This window comes from Pseudomonas sp. B10 (assembly GCF_900156235.1).
GTDB classification, from domain to species: domain Bacteria; phylum Pseudomonadota; class Gammaproteobacteria; order Pseudomonadales; family Pseudomonadaceae; genus Aquipseudomonas; species Aquipseudomonas siliginis.
Window position 1 is genome coordinate 4,744,765 of the sequence record NZ_LT707063.1, and the last position, 17,824, is coordinate 4,762,588.

General features: G+C 61.1%; 16 protein-coding genes. 13 read left to right on the plus strand and 3 right to left on the minus strand.

Features of this window, described 5'->3' with window-relative positions; genetic code table 11:
- Window positions 1–76: 76 nt before the first annotated feature.
- Window positions 77–592: an Hcp family type VI secretion system effector gene (locus BXA01_RS21455; RefSeq protein WP_007949952.1), complete on the minus strand. Its 516-nt coding sequence runs from the start codon at window positions 590–592 to the stop codon at window positions 77–79.
- 438 nt (window positions 593–1,030) lie between these two features.
- Between BXA01_RS21455 and BXA01_RS21460 the strand changes: the two genes are divergently transcribed.
- The 13 genes from BXA01_RS21460 (at window position 1,031) to BXA01_RS21515 (ending at window position 16,064) form a co-directional block, all read left to right on the plus strand.
- Window positions 1,031–2,653, plus strand: a complete 1,623-nt coding sequence (locus BXA01_RS21460; RefSeq protein WP_076566055.1) for a methyl-accepting chemotaxis protein — start codon at window positions 1,031–1,033, stop codon at window positions 2,651–2,653.
- Window positions 2,653–3,189 carry a chemotaxis protein CheW gene (locus BXA01_RS21465; protein ID WP_076566057.1) on the plus strand — a complete coding sequence of 179 codons (537 nt, stop codon included), beginning with the start codon at window positions 2,653–2,655 and terminating at the stop codon, window positions 3,187–3,189. Before BXA01_RS21460 ends, BXA01_RS21465 begins: the two co-directional genes overlap by 1 nt.
- A complete protein-coding gene (locus BXA01_RS21470; protein ID WP_076566059.1) occupies window positions 3,186–4,460 on the plus strand; it encodes a CheR family methyltransferase in 1,275 nt (424 codons plus the stop codon). The genes BXA01_RS21465 and BXA01_RS21470 overlap by 4 nt, the downstream gene beginning before the upstream one ends.
- A complete protein-coding gene (locus tag BXA01_RS21475; RefSeq protein WP_076566061.1) occupies window positions 4,457–5,140 on the plus strand; it encodes a chemotaxis protein CheW in 684 nt (227 codons plus the stop codon). Before BXA01_RS21470 ends, BXA01_RS21475 begins: the two co-directional genes overlap by 4 nt.
- Window positions 5,137–7,407, plus strand: a complete 2,271-nt coding sequence (locus tag BXA01_RS21480) for a hybrid sensor histidine kinase/response regulator (protein ID WP_076566063.1) — start codon at window positions 5,137–5,139, stop codon at window positions 7,405–7,407. Before BXA01_RS21475 ends, BXA01_RS21480 begins: the two co-directional genes overlap by 4 nt.
- On the plus strand, window positions 7,404–8,414 hold the full coding sequence (locus tag BXA01_RS21485; RefSeq protein WP_076566065.1) for a chemotaxis response regulator protein-glutamate methylesterase: 1,011 nt from the start codon (window positions 7,404–7,406) through the stop codon (window positions 8,412–8,414). The genes BXA01_RS21480 and BXA01_RS21485 overlap by 4 nt, the downstream gene beginning before the upstream one ends.
- A gap of 48 nt (window positions 8,415–8,462) precedes the next feature.
- A complete protein-coding gene (locus tag BXA01_RS21490) occupies window positions 8,463–9,464 on the plus strand; it encodes a response regulator (RefSeq protein ID WP_024011741.1) in 1,002 nt (333 codons plus the stop codon).
- 235 nt (window positions 9,465–9,699) lie between these two features.
- A protein-coding gene (gene prfB, locus BXA01_RS27005; protein WP_099758102.1) for a peptide chain release factor 2 occupies window positions 9,700–10,795 on the plus strand; the annotation gives its coding sequence in 2 pieces (ribosomal slippage) (window positions 9,700–9,771 and window positions 9,773–10,795; 1,095 coding nt in all).
- A gap of 79 nt (window positions 10,796–10,874) precedes the next feature.
- Window positions 10,875–12,377, plus strand: coding sequence for a lysine--tRNA ligase (gene lysS / locus BXA01_RS21495; RefSeq protein WP_076566067.1), 1,503 nt, complete (start codon window positions 10,875–10,877; stop codon window positions 12,375–12,377).
- Window positions 12,378–12,482: 105 nt separating this feature from the next.
- Window positions 12,483–13,196, plus strand: a complete 714-nt coding sequence (locus BXA01_RS21500) for a TetR/AcrR family transcriptional regulator (RefSeq protein ID WP_016771505.1) — start codon at window positions 12,483–12,485, stop codon at window positions 13,194–13,196.
- A 221-nt stretch (window positions 13,197–13,417) separates the two neighbouring features.
- Window positions 13,418–14,668, plus strand: a complete 1,251-nt coding sequence (locus tag BXA01_RS21505) for a flavohemoglobin expression-modulating QEGLA motif protein (protein ID WP_166554750.1) — start codon at window positions 13,418–13,420, stop codon at window positions 14,666–14,668.
- A gap of 164 nt (window positions 14,669–14,832) precedes the next feature.
- Window positions 14,833–15,738 (plus strand): alpha/beta hydrolase, encoded by a 906-nt coding sequence (locus BXA01_RS21510; RefSeq protein WP_076566069.1) that lies wholly within the window; start codon window positions 14,833–14,835, stop codon window positions 15,736–15,738.
- Window positions 15,735–16,064, plus strand: coding sequence for a hypothetical protein (locus BXA01_RS21515; RefSeq protein ID WP_076566070.1), 330 nt, complete (start codon window positions 15,735–15,737; stop codon window positions 16,062–16,064). Before BXA01_RS21510 ends, BXA01_RS21515 begins: the two co-directional genes overlap by 4 nt.
- 173 nt (window positions 16,065–16,237) lie before the next feature.
- Here BXA01_RS21515 and BXA01_RS21520 read toward each other — a convergent pair whose 3' ends face one another.
- Both BXA01_RS21520 and BXA01_RS21525 read right to left on the minus strand, forming a co-directional pair.
- Complete coding sequence (locus tag BXA01_RS21520) at window positions 16,238–17,026, minus strand: OmpA family protein (RefSeq protein ID WP_076566072.1); 789 nt, start codon at window positions 17,024–17,026, stop codon at window positions 16,238–16,240.
- A gap of 55 nt (window positions 17,027–17,081) precedes the next feature.
- Entirely contained in the window at window positions 17,082–17,486 is a 405-nt protein-coding gene (locus BXA01_RS21525) for a DUF4398 domain-containing protein (protein ID WP_024011747.1), read from the minus strand.
- Window positions 17,487–17,824 lie beyond the last annotated feature (338 nt).

Consider the following 17,824-nt stretch of genomic DNA (forward strand, 5'->3'; position numbering starts at 1 on the left):
CGTACGCGAAATTCTGGAGGGGCTTAAACAACATCGACCAGCAGAGCTGGCCGATGCGTGTAACGGTCAGCCGTAATTAAACGACTGGAGCACGCCAGTCATCGGAACCCGAAGTACCGGATACTTCGTGGGTCCAGGTGATTTTGCGGTAGGTGAACTGCACTTCTTCCAGGTGGGTGAAGTGCGCGTTGCCTGGATCCTGGCAGTTGTGCATTTTGTTGTTGATGGCGACGATGATCGCGTCTTCCAGTTTGGTGGTGTAGTAGTGCTCTTGGGTGCCTTGAGCCGAAGTGCGGTACCACTGGATAACGATTTCGCTCATGCGCTCGCCGGAAGTCAGTGCTGCTTGCAGCAGTGGCGAAGCCTTGTCGTAGACCTTGGTGATCACAACTGGCTTGTGTACGCGCTGACCGGTTGGCTGACCGGATTGCGGGTCACGCGGGATGATCACGTCGTGGGTGAAAGCCTGAACCATGACCTGGTCTTCGTGGCCTTCCTGGTAGGTGTTGCCAACGGAGTCGGCGGTGAAAGCGCCGGCAGTGATCAGGCCTTGTTTTTCGCCGGTAACCGACATGTACGCTGGTGTTGCCATGGGGTGCTCTCCTTGCGGATAAAGTTAGGGTGCCCGGAGGCGAAATCGCCCGGTGGGTGGCTGAGAGTTATCAAGTAGCGTGCCAGGTTCTGCGTGGTGCCCGGGTGGCGGGGGCGCCACGGTAGTCGGTGATCATTCGGGGCGATTTTCAGCGGGAAAATCGGGAGAAAGTGCGCAAGAAGTTGCGCAGTACTGCGCAACTTCTTGCGCACTTGGCTGCAGGCCTTGCGCCGCTTGAGCTGCGGAGGATTTAGGCCCTGAAATATTACGACCAACTGCGCAACTTCTTGCGCAGTAGGGGATTTGCCGGGACCGCGGTGTTGCCTTCGCGAGCAGGCTCGCTCCCACAAGGACAGTGCTGCCAGCGAAAGCGTCTTATAAATGAAACACCGCGCTCGGCTATACTCCCCGCATTTCGATCAGGCACGAGGATTCACTGTGAAGAACTGGACGTTGCGCCAACGCATTTTGGCGAGCTTTGCGGTGATTATCGCCATCATGCTGTTGATGGTGGTGCTGTCCTACTCGCGGTTGTTGAAGATCGAGGCCAGTGAAAACAGCGTGCGCGACGATGCCATCCCCGGCGTCTATTACAGCTCGATGATTCGCGGCGCATGGGTCGACAGTTATTTGCAGACCCAAAAACTGCTCGGCCTTAAGGAAGGCCAGGGCGTTTCCAGTGAAGACGCTGCCGACTACAAGGCGTTCGAGGCGCGTCTGCAAGAACATATGGCCAGCTATCGCAAGACCATGGCCACCGATGAAGACCGTTCCGAATTCGCCCTGTTTGAGAAGTACCACGATACCTACATGCAGATTCAGGATGCCGTGCTGGACCTGCACAAGCGCAATCTGGAAGCCGATGCCATCAAGCTGTTCAACGAGAAACTGACCCCGGCGTGGTACACCGGGCGCATGAAACTCAACGACATCATTGGCGAGAACAAAGTCGTCGCTGATAACGCCATGGCCAACATCGACGACGCGGTGGCAACGGCCAAAGTCAGCATGGTCATTTCTCTGCTGGTCGCGGTGCTGGCCGCCGGCCTCTGTGGTCTGCTGCTGATGCGCGCGATCATGGCGCCGATGAACCGCATCGTGACCATCCTCGACATCATGCGCACCGGCGATCTGAGTTCGCGCCTGAACCTTGATCGCAAGGACGAGTTCGGCGCGGTCGAAACCGGCTTCAACGACATGATGACCGAGCTGACGTCGCTGGTATCCCAGGCCCAGCGCTCCTCGGTGCAGGTGACCACCTCGGTGACCGAGATCGCCGCCACTTCCAAGCAGCAACAGGCCACCGCCACCGAAACCGCAGCGACCACCACCGAAATCGGCGCAACCTCCCGTGAGATCGCCGCGACTTCGCGGGATCTGGTGCGCACCATGACCGAAGTGTCCACCGCTGCCGATCAGGCCTCGGTGCTCGCCGGCTCCGGCCAGCAAGGCCTGGCGCGCATGGAAGACACCATGCACTCGGTCATGGGCGCGGCGGATCTGGTCAACGCCAAACTGGCGATCCTCAACGAGAAGGCCGGCAACATCAATCAGGTGGTGGTGACCATCGTCAAGGTGGCCGACCAGACCAACCTGCTGTCGCTCAACGCGGCGATCGAAGCCGAGAAGGCCGGCGAGTACGGTCGCGGTTTTGCCGTAGTCGCAACCGAAGTCCGGCGTCTGGCCGATCAGACCGCCGTGGCCACCTACGACATCGAACAGATGGTCCGCGAGATCCAGTCGGCGGTGTCGGCCGGGGTGATGGGCATGGACAAGTTTTCCGAAGAAGTGCGCCGCGGCATGTCGGAAGTGCAGCAGGTCGGCGAGCAGCTGTCGCAGATCATCCATCAGGTGCAGGCGCTGGCGCCGCGCGTGCTGATGGTCAACGAAGGCATGCAGGCCCAGGCCACTGGCGCCGAGCAGATCAACCATGCGCTGGTGCAGTTGGGCGATGCCAGCAGCCAGACCGTCGAATCGCTGCGTCAGGCCAGTTTCGCCATCGACGAACTGAGCCAGGTGGCCGTCGGCCTGCGCAGCGGCGTTTCGCGATTCAAAGTCTGATGAGCGAAATCATCGCCAAGCGTGGCGCCGCGCCAGTGGCGAAGCAGGCGCTGTTTCTGCTGTTTCGCATCGGCAGCGAGCGCTATGCCTTGCGCGCCACGGAAGTGGCCGAAGTGCTGCCGCGCCTGCCGTTGAAGCCGATTGCCCGGGCGCCGCACTGGGTGGCCGGGGTGTTCGCCTATCGCGGGGCGGTGGTGCCAGTGATCGACCTCAGTGCGCTGACTTTTGGCCAGCCCGCCGAGGCGCGCACCAGCACGCGGCTGGTGCTGGTCAATTATCAGCCGGAGCAAGCGCAAGCAGCGCAATGGCTCGGGCTGATCCTCGAACAGGCCACCGACACGCTGCGCTGTCATCCGCAAGATTTCCAGCCCTACGGCCTCGATAACCGCGAGGCGCCGTACCTCGGCCCGGTGCGCGAAGATGCGCAGGGATTGCTGCAATGGGTGCGGGTCAATGACTTGCTCGATGACGCCGTGCGCGGTTTGCTGTTCCCCGATCCGCCGCGTGATCCGGCGCAGTTAGAGGCGCAGCCATGAGTGGTGATCAGCGCTTTTTCGATTTCCTCAAGGAACGCATCGGCCTCGATGTCGCTTCGGTGGGCGCGGCGATCATCGAGCGTGCCGTACGCCAGCGCACGACGTTGTCCCAAGCCGCCCACGCCGACGAATATTGGCAGCTGTTGCAAGGCTCGCGGGATGAACAGCAGGCGCTGATCGAAGCGGTGATCGTTCCGGAAACGTGGTTTTTCCGTTACCCGGAATCCTTCGCCACCTTGGGCAAACTGGCCCGTCAGCGTCTCGCCGAGCTGAACAACATGCGCGCGTTGCGCATCCTCAGCCTGCCGTGCTCGACCGGCGAAGAACCCTACTCGATTGCCATGGCCCTGCTTGATGCCGGGCTCAAGCCGCATCAGTTCAAGGTCGATGGCATGGACATCAGCCCGTTGTCGGTGGACAAGGCGCGCCGTGCTGTTTACGGCAAGAACTCGTTTCGCGGGCAGGATCTGCAATTTCGCGATCGGCATTTCATGCCTGAGCAGGACGGCCACCGGGTCAACGAATACGTTCGCGAACAGGTGCGCTGGCAGGTCGGCAATGTCCTCGATCCGACGCTGTTGGCGAGCGAGCCAGCCTTCGATTTCGTGTTCTGCCGCAACCTGCTGATCTACTTCGACCAGTCGACGCAAAAGCAGGTGTTCGAAGTGCTCAAACGCCTGACTCATGTCGACGGCGTGCTTTTTATCGGCCCGTCGGAGGGCAGTCTGCTCGGGCGCTTGGGCATGCGTTCGATCGGCATCCCGCAGTCGTTCGGCTTCAGCCGTCATAGCGAGCCGCACCCCGAACCGCTGCCGACGCCGAAACCGGTCGCCGTGCCGGCCAGCCAACCAATGCGCAGCGCGCCGCCGCCAGCGCCAGTGCGCAATCGGCCGTTTGCCGCGGTGACGGCTTTGCCGGAGACGAAAAAAACTGCCAATCCCGACGCCGCAACGCTGCTGGCGCAGATTGCCGCAATGGCCAACGAAGGCAAAAGCGCCGAAGCCCGTGCCGCGTGCGAACACTATCTGCGCAGCCATGAGCCGGTGGCGCAGGTGTTCTACTGGCTCGGCCTGCTCAGCGATGTCGCCGGCCTGAGCCTCGAGGCCCAGGGTTTTTATCGCAAGGCCTTGTACCTCGAACCGCAACACCCCGAAGCGCTGATGCACCTGGCGGCGTTGCTGCAGGCTCAGGGCGACACGGCGGGTGCCCGACGATTGCAGGAGCGCGCCGCCCGCAGCGGGCGCACCGCCGACAGTGAGCGTAAACGATGAGCGCGTCCGACACCTTGAACGTTACCCACGAAGACGCCCGCGCCATCGACGATTGCTGGAACCGCATCGGCATTCATGGCGACAAGTCCTGCCCGTTGCTGGAAGAGCACATTCATTGCCGCAACTGCTCGGTGTATTCCGCCGCCGCCACACGCCTGCTCGACCGCTATTCGTTGCAGCAGGACCAGCATGAAGCGGTGGTCAGCAAAGTCGAAATCGACGTCAAGACCCGCTCGCTGCTGATGTTTCGCCTCGGCGAGGAATGGCTCGGGCTGGCCACGCGCACGCTTGTCGAAGTCGCGCCGTTGCAGGCGATACATTCGCTGCCGCACCAGCGCTCGCGGGCCTTGCTCGGTGTGGCCAATGTCCGTGGCGCGCTGGTCGCGTGCCTGTCGCTGGTGGAACTGCTCGACCTCGGCGCCAGCGTCGCGCCGGCGGGCGGCGGGCGAGTCATGCCGCGCATGCTGATCATCGCTGCCCATGGCGGGCCGGTGGTGGTGCCGGTGGACGAGGTCGACGGCATTCATGCCATCGACGAACGCATCCTCGATGCCGCATCGCAGTCCGGTGCGCAAGCCAGTGCCAAATACACCCGTGGCGTTCTGCAATATCGCGATCGCAGCCTGCGCTGGCTGGATGAAGAACAGCTGTTGTCCGCCGTGACCCGGAGCCTGACATGACCCCCGAGCAAATGCGCGACGCCTCTCTGCTCGAACTGTTCAGCCTCGAAGCCGAAGCCCAGACCCAAGTGCTCAGCGCCGGGTTGCTGGCGCTGGAACGCAATCCGACCCAGGCCGATCAACTGGAATCGTGCATGCGCGCGGCGCACTCCCTAAAAGGTGCGGCGCGGATTGTTGGTATCGACAGCGGCGTCAGCGTCGCCCACGTCATGGAAGATTGCCTGGTCAGCGCCCAGGAAGGCCGTTTGTTGCTGCGTCCCGAGCACATCGACGCGTTGTTGCAGGGCACCGACCTGCTGATGCGCATCGCTACGCCGGCCAATGCGCCGCAACCTGCTGACATTGAAGCCTACGTGACGCTGATGGGGCGTTTGCTCGATCCGTCGGCGCCAGCCTCTGTGGTTGCCACGCCGCCGATGGCCGAGTTGCCGATCGAGCCAGCGCCGATAATGTCAGCGCCGATGGTCGACGAGCCCGCCGAGCCGACCCCGCGTAAAAACAAACGCACCACCGAGGGCGGCGAGCGCGTCTTGCGCGTCACCGCCGAGCGCCTGAACAGCCTGCTCGATCTGTCGAGCAAATCGCTGGTGGAAACCCAGCGTCTCAAGCCGCATCTGGCGACCATGCAGCGCCTCAAACGCATGCAGAACAACGGTCTGCGCGCGCTGGAAAATCTCAATGTGCACCTGAAGGAGCATGCGCTGAGCCTGGAAGCGCTCGAGTCGCTGGAAGATGCGCGACGTTTGCTCGCCGAGTCGCAGCAATTGCTCAGCGAGAAAAACGCCGAACTCGACGAATTCGCCTGGCAGGCCAGCCAGCGTGCGCAAGTGCTCTATGACACCGCGCTGGCCTGTCGCATGCGCCCGTTCGCCGACGTGTTGAGCGGGCAGGCGCGCATGGTTCGCGACCTCGGTCGCAGCCTTGGCAAACAAGTGCGCCTGGAGATCGAAGGTGAGAAAACCCAGGTCGATCGCGACGTGCTGGAAAAGCTTGAAGCACCGCTGACTCATCTGCTGCGCAACGCCGTCGATCACGGCATCGAATCCCCGGAACAACGCCTGCTCAAGGGCAAGCCGGAAGAGGGCCTGATTCGCTTGCGCGCTTCCCACCAAGCCGGTTTGCTGGTGCTGGAACTCAGCGATGACGGCGGTGGCGTCGATCTGGAGAAAGTCCGCCGCAGCATCGTCGAACGGCAGTTATCCCCAGCCGAAACCGCAGCGCAACTGAGCGAAGAAGAACTGCTGACCTTCCTGTTTCTGCCGGGATTCAGCCTGCGCGACAAGGTTACCGAAGTGTCCGGGCGTGGCGTCGGCCTGGACGCTGTTCAGCATATGGTCCGCCAATTGCGTGGGGCCGTGGTGCTGGAGCAGACCGCGGGCGAGGGCAGCCGTTTCCATCTGGAGGTGCCGTTGACGCTTTCGGTGGTGCGCAGCCTCGTGGTGGAAGTCGGCGAAGAGGCTTACGCATTCCCGTTGGCGCACATTGAACGCATGTGCGATCTGGCCCCCGAAGACATCGTGCAGGTCGAGGGGCGTCAGCATTTCTGGCACGAAGGCCAGCATGTCGGGCTGGTTGCGGCCAGCCAGTTGCTCAATCGCCCGGCCAGTCAGAACGATGGCGCTACCCTGAAAGTCGTGGTGATCCGCGAGCGCGAGGCGATTTATGGGGTGGCTGTCGAGCGCTTCGTGGGTGAGCGCACGCTGGTGGTGTTGCCGCTGGACGAGCGTCTGGGCAAGGTTCAGGATATTTCCGCCGGGGCCTTGCTCGATGATGGTTCGGTGGTGCTGATCGTCGATGTCGAAGACATGCTGCGTTCGGTGGACAAGCTGCTCAATACCGGGCGCCTGGAGCGCATTGCCCGCCACGGCAATCAAGCTGCCGAAGCCGCGCGCAAACGGGTGCTGGTGGTCGACGATTCGCTGACTGTGCGCGAGCTGCAACGCAAACTGCTGCTCAATCGCGGCTATGACGTCGCGGTGGCGGTGGACGGCATGGATGGCTGGAATGCGCTGCGTTCGGAGAACTTCGATCTGCTGATCACCGACATCGACATGCCGCGCATGGACGGCATCGAGCTGGTCACGCTGCTGCGCCGCGACAACCGTCTGCAATCGCTGCCGGTGATGGTCGTGTCGTACAAGGATCGTGAAGAAGACCGCCGCCGTGGACTGGACGCCGGCGCCGACTATTATCTAGCCAAAGCCAGTTTTCATGACGACGCCCTGCTCGATGCAGTGGTCGAGCTCATCGGAGGAGCGCGGGCATGAGGATCGCAATCGTCAACGACATGCCCCTGGCGGTGGAGGCCCTGCGCCGGGCGCTGGCGTTCGAGCCTGCGCATCAGGTGATCTGGGTCGCCTGCAACGGTGCCGAGGCGGTGCAACGCTGCGCCGAGTGCACACCAGACCTGATTCTGATGGACCTGATCATGCCGATCATGGACGGCGTCGAAGCCACGCGGCGGATCATGGCCGAGACGCCGTGCGCGATTGTCATCGTCACCGTGGATCGTCAACAGAACGTGCATCGCGTGTTCGAGGCCATGGGCCACGGCGCGCTGGACGTGGTCGACACGCCGGCGATCGGCGCCGGCAATGCCCAGGAAGCGGCGGCGCCGTTGTTGCGCAAGATCCTCAACATCGGCTGGCTGATCGGCGACAAGGCGCCACGCGCGCGCCCGGCGCCGAGTTCGCCGCGCAGTTCGCCGTCACGTCAGCGGCTGGTGGCGATCGGCTCGTCTGCTGGTGGGCCGGCGGCGCTGGAAGTGCTGCTCAAAGGCCTGCCGAAGGATTTTTCCGCCGCGATCGTGCTGGTGCAGCATGTCGATCAGGTGTTCGCCGCCGGCATGGCCGAATGGCTGGCCAGCGCCAGCGGCCTCGATGTGCGTCTGGCCCGTGAAGGCGAGCCGCCGCAAAGTGGCGCGGTGCTGCTGGCCGGGACCAATCACCATATTCGCCTGTTGAAAAACGGCACGCTGGCCTACACCGCCGAACCGGTCAACGAGATCTATCGCCCCTCGATCGACGTGTTTTTCGAGAGCGTTGCCAGTTACTGGAACGGTGACGCGGTCGGGGTTTTATTGACCGGGATGGGGCGCGATGGCGCGCAAGGGCTTAAGCTCATGCGCCAGCAGGGTTATTTGACCATTGCGCAGGATCAGCACAGCAGTGCGGTGTACGGCATGCCCAAGGCTGCCGCGGCAATCGATGCCGCGGTGGAAATCCGCCCGCTGGAAAAGATAGCGCCACGATTGCTGGAGATTTTCCCCAAATGAACAGGTTGATCGGCAATCCAGGCCCCCGCAGTACTCAGGTGACCGCTCATGAATGATTTACAGATCGACGACATTAAAACCGACGAGAACGCCGCCATGGTGTTGTTGGTGGATGATCAGGCGATGATCGGCGAAGCGGTGCGCCGTGGGCTGTCGAATCAGGAAAACATCGACTTCCACTTCTGCTCCGACCCGCAGCAGGCCATCGCCCAGGCGGTGCGGATCAAACCGACGGTGATCCTGCAGGACCTGGTGATGCCCGGCCTCGATGGCCTGAGCCTGGTGCGCGAATACCGCAATCACCCGGCGACCAAGGACATCCCGATCATCGTCCTCTCGACCAAGGAAGACCCGCTGATCAAGAGCGCGGCGTTCTCCGCCGGCGCCAACGATTATCTGGTGAAGCTGCCGGACACCATCGAACTGGTCGCGCGCATTCGCTACCACTCGCGGTCCTACATGACATTGCTGCAGCGCGACGCGGCGTACCGAGCGTTGCGGGTCAGCCAGCAGCAATTGCTCGACACCAATCTGGTGCTGCAACGGCTGATGAACTCCGATGGCCTGACCGGGCTGTCCAACCGCCGGCACTTCGACGAGTACCTGGAATTGGAGTGGCGCCGTTCGCTGCGTGATCAGACGCAGCTGTCATTGCTGATGATCGACGTCGATTACTTCAAGTCGTACAACGACAGTTTTGGCCACGTTGAAGGCGATGAAGCGTTGCGCAAGGTCGCCGCAGCCATCCGTGACGCCAGCTCGCGGCCATCGGATCTGCCGGCGCGTTATGGCGGCGAGGAGTTTGTGCTGGTGCTGCCGAACACCTCGCCGGGCGGCGCGCGGCTGTTGGCCGAGAAACTGCGCCAGACCGTGGCGGCGCTGAAAATTCCGCACAACACGCCGGCCGAGGGCTCCAGTCTGACCATCAGCATTGGTCTGGCGACCATGGTGCCCCAGGCGGGCAGTGATTGCCGGCTGCTGATTTCGGCGGCGGATCGCGGGTTGTATCTGGCCAAGAACAATGGGCGCAATCAGGTCGGGATTGAATAACTTTCCTGACAATGCAGTCCCCCTGTGGGAGCGAGCCTGCTCGCGAAAGCGGTTGTGCACTCGACATTGCCGGCGGCTGGCAGGTCGCCTTCGCGAGCAGGCTCGCTCCCACAGGAGATCGCTTCAGGTCAGTGTCAAGTGAATCACCTCCACACCCGCCAGACGGGCTGCCGCGACAGGCTGTTTACGTTATACTCGCCGGCTTTCAAAAGTTCGCCAACGAGTGCTGCCCGTCATGGAAATCAACCCGATCCTGAACACCATCAAGGACCTGTCCGAGCGCTCCGAAACTATTCGGGGGTATCTTTGACTACGATCAAAAGCATGAGCGTCTGACCGAGGTCAATCGCGAGCTTGAAGATCCGAGTGTCTGGAACAAACCTGAATACGCCCAGGAGCTGGGCCGCGAGCGTGCCGCGCTGGCGCAGATCGTCGACACCCTCGACGAACTGAACGGCGGTCTGGCCGATTGCCGCGACCTGCTGGACATGGCCGTCGAAGAAAACGACGAAGGCGCAGTGGGCGATGTCGTCGCCGAGCTGGCCCGTCTCGAGGAAAATCTGGCCAAGCTGGAATTCCGCCGCATGTTCAGCCATGAAATGGACCCGAACAACGCCTACCTGGACATCCAGGCCGGTTCCGGCGGTACCGAAGCGCAGGACTGGGCCAACATCCTGTTGCGCATGTACCTGCGCTGGGCCGACAAACGCGGTTTCGACGCGACCATCATGGAACTGTCCGCCGGTGAAGTCGCCGGGATCAAGGGCGCGACCGTGCACATCAAGGGCGAATACGCCTTTGGCTGGCTGCGTACCGAGATCGGCGTGCACCGTCTGGTGCGCAAAAGCCCGTTCGACTCCGGCAACCGTCGCCACACTTCGTTCTCCGCTGTTTTCGTCTCGCCAGAGATCGATGACAAGGTGGAAATCGAAATCAACCCGGCAGACCTGCGGATCGACACCTATCGTTCCTCCGGTGCCGGTGGTCAGCACGTAAACACCACCGACTCGGCCGTACGTATCACCCACGTACCGACCAACACCGTGGTCAGCTGCCAGAACGAACGTTCCCAGCACGCCAACAAGGACACCGCGATGAAAATGCTGCGGGCCAAGTTGTACGAGCAGGAAATGCAGAAGCGCAACGCCGCCTCGCAGGCGCTGGAAGACACCAAGTCGGATATCGGCTGGGGTCACCAGATCCGCTCTTACGTGCTCGATGCATCGCGGATCAAGGATCTGCGTACCAACATCGAACGCAGCGATTGCGACAAGGTGCTCGATGGCGACATCGATGAGTACCTGGAAGCGAGCCTGAAATCCGGCCTGTAACACCCTCTGTGGGAGCGGGCTCGCCCGCGATCCCCAGCCGAAGGCTGGGGGCAACGAACCTGATGGAATACTTAAAGACATGAGCGACCTACAACTCGACCCGCAAGCCCTGCAACAGGAAGAAAACTCCCTGATCGCCCTGCGCAAGGAAAAGCTTGCTGCCGAGCGCGCCAAGGGCAATGCCTTCCCGAACGACTTCCGCCGCGAAAACTACTGCGATGCCTTGCAGAAACAGTACGCGGACAAGACCAAGGAAGAGCTGGCAGAGGCTGCAATCCCGGTCAAGGTTGCCGGTCGCATCATGCTCAACCGTGGCTCGTTCATGGTGATCCAGGACATGACCGGGCGCATCCAGGTCTACGTCAACCGCAAGACGCTGTCCGAAGAAACCCTGGCCGCGGTGAAAACCTGGGACATGGGCGACATCATTGCCGCCGAAGGCACCCTGGCGCGTTCCGGCAAAGGCGACCTGTACGTTGAAATGACCAACGTGCGCCTGCTGACCAAATCGCTGCGTCCGCTGCCGGACAAGCACCACGGCCTGACCGACACCGAACAGCGCTACCGCCAGCGCTACGTCGACCTGATCGTCAACGAAGACGTGCGCCAGACCTTCCGCGTGCGTTCGCAAGTGATCGCGCACATCCGCAGCTTCCTGATGAAGCGCGACTTCCTCGAAGTCGAAACGCCGATGCTGCAGACCATTCCCGGCGGCGCCGCAGCCAAGCCGTTCGAAACTCACCACAACGCGCTGGACATGGAAATGTTCCTGCGTATCGCGCCTGAGCTGTATCTGAAGCGTCTGGTGGTTGGCGGTTTTGAAAAGGTCTTCGAGATCAACCGCAACTTCCGTAACGAAGGCGTTTCGACTCGTCACAACCCTGAATTCACCATGTTGGAGTTCTATCAGGCGTACGCCGATTACGAAGACAACATGGACCTCACCGAAGAACTGTTCCGCGAGCTGGCGCAGCTGGTGCTGGGCAGCACCGACGTGCCGTACGGCGACAAGGTGTTCCACTTCGGCGAGCCGTTCGTGCGTCTGTCGGTGTTCGACTCGATCCTCAAGTACAACCCTGAGCTGACTGCCGATGATCTGAATGACATCGACAAGGCTCGCGCCATCGCCAAGAAGGCCGGCGCCAAGGTGCTGGGCTTCGAAGGTCTGGGCAAACTGCAGGTGATGATTTTCGAAGAGCTGGTCGAGCACAAGCTGGAGCAGCCGCACTTCATCACTCAGTACCCGTTCGAAGTGTCGCCGCTGGCCCGTCGTAACGACGAGAACCCGAACGTCACCGACCGCTTCGAGCTGTTCATCGGTGGTCGTGAAATCGCCAACGCCTACTCCGAGTTGAACGACGCCGAAGATCAGGCCGAGCGCTTCATGGCGCAGGTGGCCGACAAGGACGCCGGCGACGACGAAGCCATGCACTACGACGCCGACTTCGTCCGTGCGCTGGAGTACGGCATGCCGCCAACCGCCGGCGAAGGTATCGGCATCGATCGTCTGGTGATGTTGCTGACCAACTCGCCGTCGATCCGCGATGTGATCCTGTTCCCGCACATGCGACCGCAAGCGTAAACGTTTCAGTTGAAAAGCCGCCTAAAACAGGCGGCTTTTTATTGCCTGTCTGGTACAAATGTATCAATTGGTTAATTTGGCATTAGTAGAGGAAGTGCTGTCGTGATGGGTGCATTAGCTCAAGAAGGTGCAGCGGGTATCGCCACTGCGGTCGCTGAAAGTGTTCAGTACCAGGGCCGCAAGGCCAGCCGACAGGGCAGTGAGCAGCGTCGCCAGGACATTCTCGACGCCGCGATGCGCATTGTCGTGCGCGACGGCGTGCGTGCCGTGCGCCATCGTGCGGTCGCGGCGGAGGCCGGCGTGCCGCTGTCGGCGACCACGTATTACTTCAAGGACATCGATGACCTGCTCACCGATACCTTCGCCCAATACGTTGAACGCAGCGCGGCGTACATGGCCAAGTTGTGGATCAATAACGAGGGTCTGTTGCGCGAAATGGTGGTCAGCGCCGACGGCAGCCCGGAGTCGCGCTCACAACTGGCCGATGACATTGCGCGATTGATGGCCGATTACGTGCACCGGCAACTGATCAACCGCCGCGAGCATCTGATGGCCGAGCAGGCGTTCCGCCAGGAAGCGCTGCTCAATCCGCGTCTGGCCATTCTGGTGCGCTCCCATCAGCAGATTCTGCTGCAGGGCACCTGCCAGTTGTTCCAGGTACTGGGCTCGCGCGAACCGCAGCAGGATGCCAAGGTGTTGACGGCGATTATCGGGCGGATGGAATATCAGGGCCTGCTCAACGACGCCGAGCCTCTGGCCGAAGAGGACATGCTCGGGATTCTGACGCGGTATATGCACCTGGTGCTGGCGTCGGTCTAGCGTTTCACGCTACACCCCGTGGGAGCGAGCCGTTGATGATCGTTCCCTCGCTCCGCGTGGGAATGCATCCTGTGACGCTCTGCGTCACGCAGCAAAAAGGGACGCGGAGCGTCCCGGGCGACATTCCCACGCAGAGCGTGGGAACGATCAAAAGTCTGAGTTTCAGCACGTCACGTTTTCTACAGGAGTTTCGGGTGGACGATTACCAGCAGACGATACGCATGTTGTCCGATCGCATTGTGCTGGCGCAGACGCCGATCCGCGTGCTCGATGCGGTCAAGTGGGACGACAACGTGCGCAAGGGCTTCCTCAAGGCCAAGGGCAAGGAAATGCCGGCGGTGGATCGCGACTACTACCTCAACCGCCCGCTGTCGTTCGATTCGAGCCAGGTCAAACTGGAATTCCAGAACATCGAGCGCGACATCACCCGCCAGCTCGGCCAGTTCAACCCGGTCGGGCAGATCATGCGGCGCATGTGCAAGGAATACCGCATGGTGGTGCGCATGCTCGAGGCGCGCGGCACCGAGGACTTCGGCCTGATCTCGCAAGAGCTGTACGGCGCGGCGTCCGATGCCTTTCACGCCGGTGACCCGACATTGGCCGACCTCGGCCTGATGATGTCTGACTACCTGAACAACATCGACGGACGCGGCGATCTGAAGGACGAGCCGAAGATCCTCACCGCCAAAGACGCGGTGCACCTGCTGCAAACCCGACTGAACAAGGTATTCGGTGAGGCCGAAGAGACGATTCGCGTGTTCGAGTCCGACGGCATCGTCGCCGACGCTGCGGCGGGCGCCGACTACATCAAGATTCGCACCGACGCGCTGTTCAACGACCGCGACGTGCGCGCCCTGGAAGTCCACGAAGGTCTGGTGCACGTCGGCACTACGCTCAATGGCTTGAATCAGCCGATCTGCACTTTCCTGTCCAAAGGCCCGCCCTCGTCAACGGTGACCCAGGAAGGGCTGGCGATCCTGATGGAAATCATCACCTTCGCTTCTTACCCGAGTCGCCTGCGCAAACTGACCAACCGCACCCGTGCGATTCATATGGTCGAGGAGGGCGCGGACTTCTTGCAGATCTACGAATTTTTCCGCGAGCAAGGTTTCGAGATGGCCGAAAGCTACGGCAATGCCAGCCGGGTGTTCCGTGGCTCGACGCCCACCGGTCTGCCATTCACCAAAGACTTGTCCTATCTCAAGGGCTTCATCATGGTTTACAACTACATTCAGTTGGCCGTGCGCAAGGGCAAGCTTGAGCAGATTCCGTTGTTGTTCTGTGGCAAGACCACACTGGAGGACATGCGGACCTTGCGCCAACTGGTGGATGAAGGCCTGGTGGTGCCGCCCAAATATCTACCTGATCAGTTCCGGGATCTGAATGCGTTGTCGGCGTGGATGTGTTTCTCCAACTTCCTCAACCATTTGAGCCTGGACCGGATTGAGGCGGATTATTCCAATATCCTCTAACCCAAACACAATCCCCTGTGGGAGCTGGCTTGCCAGCGATTGCATTCTGTCAGTCAATATTGATGTTGGCTGACCCACCCCCATCGCTGGCAAGCCAGCTCCCACAGGGTTATTTGTTTTTCTCTGAATCGATTGTCTGCCCATTTCTTGCGAGGTTTCACCGGATGAGAATCCTCGGCATCCTTTGCCTGCTCTTGACCCTCGGTGGTTGCAGTTCGCTGCTGTTCTACCCGGAACCGGGCCAGATATTCACCCCGGACAAAGCCAAACTCGAATACCGCACCGTCACCCTGACCACCGCCGATGGCTTGAAGCTCAACGCCTGGTGGCTGCCAGCCAAACCTGGTGTTGAGGTCAAAGGCACGGTCCTGCATCTGCACGGCAACGGCGGCAATCTGCCGATGCATCTGGGCGGCAGCTGGTGGTTGCCGAAGAACGGCTATCAGGTGCTGCTGGTCGACTATCGCGGCTACGGTTTGTCCGAAGGCAAGCCGAGCCTGCCGGCGATCTATCAGGACATCGACGCCGCGTTTGCTTGGCTCGACAACGCGCCCGAAGTCAAAGGCAAGCCGCTGGTGCTGCTCGGGCAGAGCCTTGGCGGCGCGATGTCGGTGCATTGGCTGGCGCAGCACCCGGAACGGCAAAAACAACTCAAGGCCCTGGTGCTGGATGGCGTGCCGGCCAGTTATCGCAGTGTCGGCCAATTCGCCCTCAGCACTTCGTGGCTGACCTGGCCGTTGCAGGTGCCGCTGTCGTGGCTGGTGCCGGATGGCGACAGCGCGATCAACTCGATGGCGCAGCTGACCGGCGTGCCCAAGCTGATCTTCCACAGCATCGACGATCCGCTGGTGCCGATGGCCAACGGCATTCGCCTGTATCAGGCAGCGCCGCCGCCGCGGGTGTTGCAGCTGACCCGTGGCGGTCACGTGCAAACGTTCGGCGACCCGGTGTGGCGTCAGGTCATGCTGCGCTATCTCGACGATCCCGAGCACTTCGACGGCCTGCGCCGCCTCGGCGAAATCCCCAACTATCCGCCCCCCCCGAATTCTGAAGATGAGAGCCTGCAATGAGTGAAGAACGTAATGCCATCCCGCTGATCATCACCGGTATCTGCAGCATCCTCGGCACCGTCGGGGCGCTGTGGTACTACGGCTACCTGCACTTTGCCAAGCCTGAGGATGCGTTGCTGCTCAGCGAATTCACCATGCTCAAGACCGTACCGGGCGAGGACTACAAAGTCTCGCTGACCCCCGCGCCGCAAGTGGCGCAGTGCATTGATGGCGTGCTGGTGTTGTTTGATACCGAGCAGAAAGGGTTGACCGGGGTGTTGATCAACGCGCAGAAAAAAGCTGTGCGGTGTATGGGTGAGGAAACTCCGCAGAAGCTTGAGCAGTAACCCCATCAAATGTGGGAGCGAGCCTGCTCGCGAATACGGTTTCACCTTCAACATGGATGTGAATGACACTCCGCTTTCGCGAGCAGGCTCGCTCCCACAAGGAATTTCTGGTCGCGCATGAAAAAGCCCCGCCTGATCAAGTCAGGCGGGGCTTTTGCGTTACCGGGTGGAGCTTAGTTCGCGCTCACCGAAGAACGCGGCGCTACTGGCTGGTTGTCGTTGGAAATGGTCACTTCCACACGACGGTTCATCGCACGACCCGAGACGCTGCCGTTATCCGCTACCGGGTATTCCTTGCCATAACCCTGAGCGACGATGCGCGAAGGATCGACGCCCATCTTGATCAGAGCCATCTGCACGGAAGTCGCGCGGCGCTCGGACAGCGACTGGTTGTAGCTCGCGGTGCCGGTGCTGTCGGTGTAACCCTCGACGATCACTTTGCGATCCGGGTTTTCCTGGAGGAATTGCGCCAGTTTGTTGATGTTCACCAAGCCGCTGGATTTCAGATCAGCCTTGTTGGTGGCGAACAGCACGTCACCGAAGGTCACCAGGGTGCCGCGATCGGTCTGCTTGGCGTTGAGGCTGTCCTGCAGCTGTTTGATCTGCTGGTCACGGGCATCCAGACGGGCCTGGGCACGTTGGGCTGCGGCGTTTTTCAGGTTGTTTTCAGCGGTGCGCAGAGCGATGGTCTGCTTGGCCACTTCGACGCGCTGGTTGGTCAGGTACGCCAGTTGGTCAACCTTGGCTGCGTCTTCTTTGTCCAGATAAGCCTTGTCGGCCTTGTCCAGGTAATCGCTGGCGTCTTTGGTTTCCAGTGCCGCGACTTTGCTCGCCTGTGGGTTGGCCTGCAGGCCGGCGTAGTTGGTGCGCGCCTGTTCCAGGTTCGGGTTAGGCGGGGTGGAGCAGGCAGCCAGTGCAACGCTTGCGGCCAGAAGAGCGGGAATCATCAGTTGCTTACGCATAATTTGTCGTCCTTTCTATCGGTAAGAGTTTCAGCTTTGCGGTCGGGATGCGCGCTTACTGCACAGTGCGCTGGCTTTCCTGACGCAGTTCCTGAACACCTTTCTGGGAATCCTTCACAGCCTGTTCGGCCTTGGCGGCCTGAGCCTTGCGTTCAGCGACGCGAGCGTCCCATTCAGCCTGTTCGGACAGGCGACGGGCCTCGTCATACTTCTTGTCGTGCATGGCGATTTCAGCTTGTTTCAGTTTGTCCTGAGCCTGCTTCATTTCCACCGCAGCGAATTCGGTACCGCCAGCGCTGACGGCGCTGTTCACAGCCGATTGGGTCACGGCGTACTGCTCGGTCGGTGGGTTACCGGCGCAACCGGCCAGTACGAAGCTGGTGCCGATGGCCAGAGCGGCCAGTTTCAGACCGCGCAGGTGGGAAAACGAGGTTTGGGTTTTCATGGTCTTCAACTCCATTAGGCATCTCCTGAAAATACAACTGAATCCATCCTGGCAGAGGAGCCGAAAGCATCGCTTGTAGACGCGAATTGAAACGCTCGTTCCAGGCGTGGTTACCTGTTCCGACCGGCGACATTTTTGAAAAGTTCAGAAAAGATGGCCTATCGCCAAAAAATTAATTGACCGTTTGGACAAGGTTCTGGGGCGGGAACTTTGGGCCTTTGGAGCGGTACGCGCGGGTGAGTTTTAAGGTGATATCAGGGGGTGATCAGTACCCTGTGGGAGCTGGCTTGCCAGCGATGAGGCCATCATGCTCAGCACATTTTTGACTGAACTGCCGCCATCGCGGGCAAGCC

Excerpts from the sequence above, each read along its gene's own strand:
- BXA01_RS21520 (WP_076566072.1), bottom strand. The coding sequence starts at position 17,026 with ATGCGTAAGCAACTGATGATTCCCGCTCTTCTGGCCGCAAGCGTTGCA.
- BXA01_RS21500 (WP_016771505.1), top strand. The coding sequence starts at position 12,483 with ATGGGTGCATTAGCTCAAGAAGGTGCAGCGGGTATCGCCACTGCGGTC.
- BXA01_RS21505 (WP_166554750.1), top strand. The coding sequence starts at position 13,418 with ATGTTGTCCGATCGCATTGTGCTGGCGCAGACGCCGATCCGCGTGCTC.
- BXA01_RS21455 (WP_007949952.1), bottom strand. The coding sequence starts at position 592 with ATGGCAACACCAGCGTACATGTCGGTTACCGGCGAAAAACAAGGCCTG.
- BXA01_RS21515 (WP_076566070.1), top strand. The coding sequence starts at position 15,735 with ATGAGTGAAGAACGTAATGCCATCCCGCTGATCATCACCGGTATCTGC.
- BXA01_RS21485 (WP_076566065.1), top strand. The coding sequence starts at position 7,404 with ATGAGGATCGCAATCGTCAACGACATGCCCCTGGCGGTGGAGGCCCTG.
- BXA01_RS21465 (WP_076566057.1), top strand. The coding sequence starts at position 2,653 with ATGAGCGAAATCATCGCCAAGCGTGGCGCCGCGCCAGTGGCGAAGCAG.
- BXA01_RS21470 (WP_076566059.1), top strand. The coding sequence starts at position 3,186 with ATGAGTGGTGATCAGCGCTTTTTCGATTTCCTCAAGGAACGCATCGGC.
- BXA01_RS21480 (WP_076566063.1), top strand. The coding sequence starts at position 5,137 with ATGACCCCCGAGCAAATGCGCGACGCCTCTCTGCTCGAACTGTTCAGC.
- lysS (WP_076566067.1), top strand. The coding sequence starts at position 10,875 with ATGAGCGACCTACAACTCGACCCGCAAGCCCTGCAACAGGAAGAAAAC.
- BXA01_RS21475 (WP_076566061.1), top strand. The coding sequence starts at position 4,457 with ATGAGCGCGTCCGACACCTTGAACGTTACCCACGAAGACGCCCGCGCC.
- BXA01_RS21490 (WP_024011741.1), top strand. The coding sequence starts at position 8,463 with ATGAATGATTTACAGATCGACGACATTAAAACCGACGAGAACGCCGCC.
- BXA01_RS21510 (WP_076566069.1), top strand. The coding sequence starts at position 14,833 with ATGAGAATCCTCGGCATCCTTTGCCTGCTCTTGACCCTCGGTGGTTGC.
- BXA01_RS21525 (WP_024011747.1), bottom strand. The coding sequence starts at position 17,486 with ATGGAGTTGAAGACCATGAAAACCCAAACCTCGTTTTCCCACCTGCGC.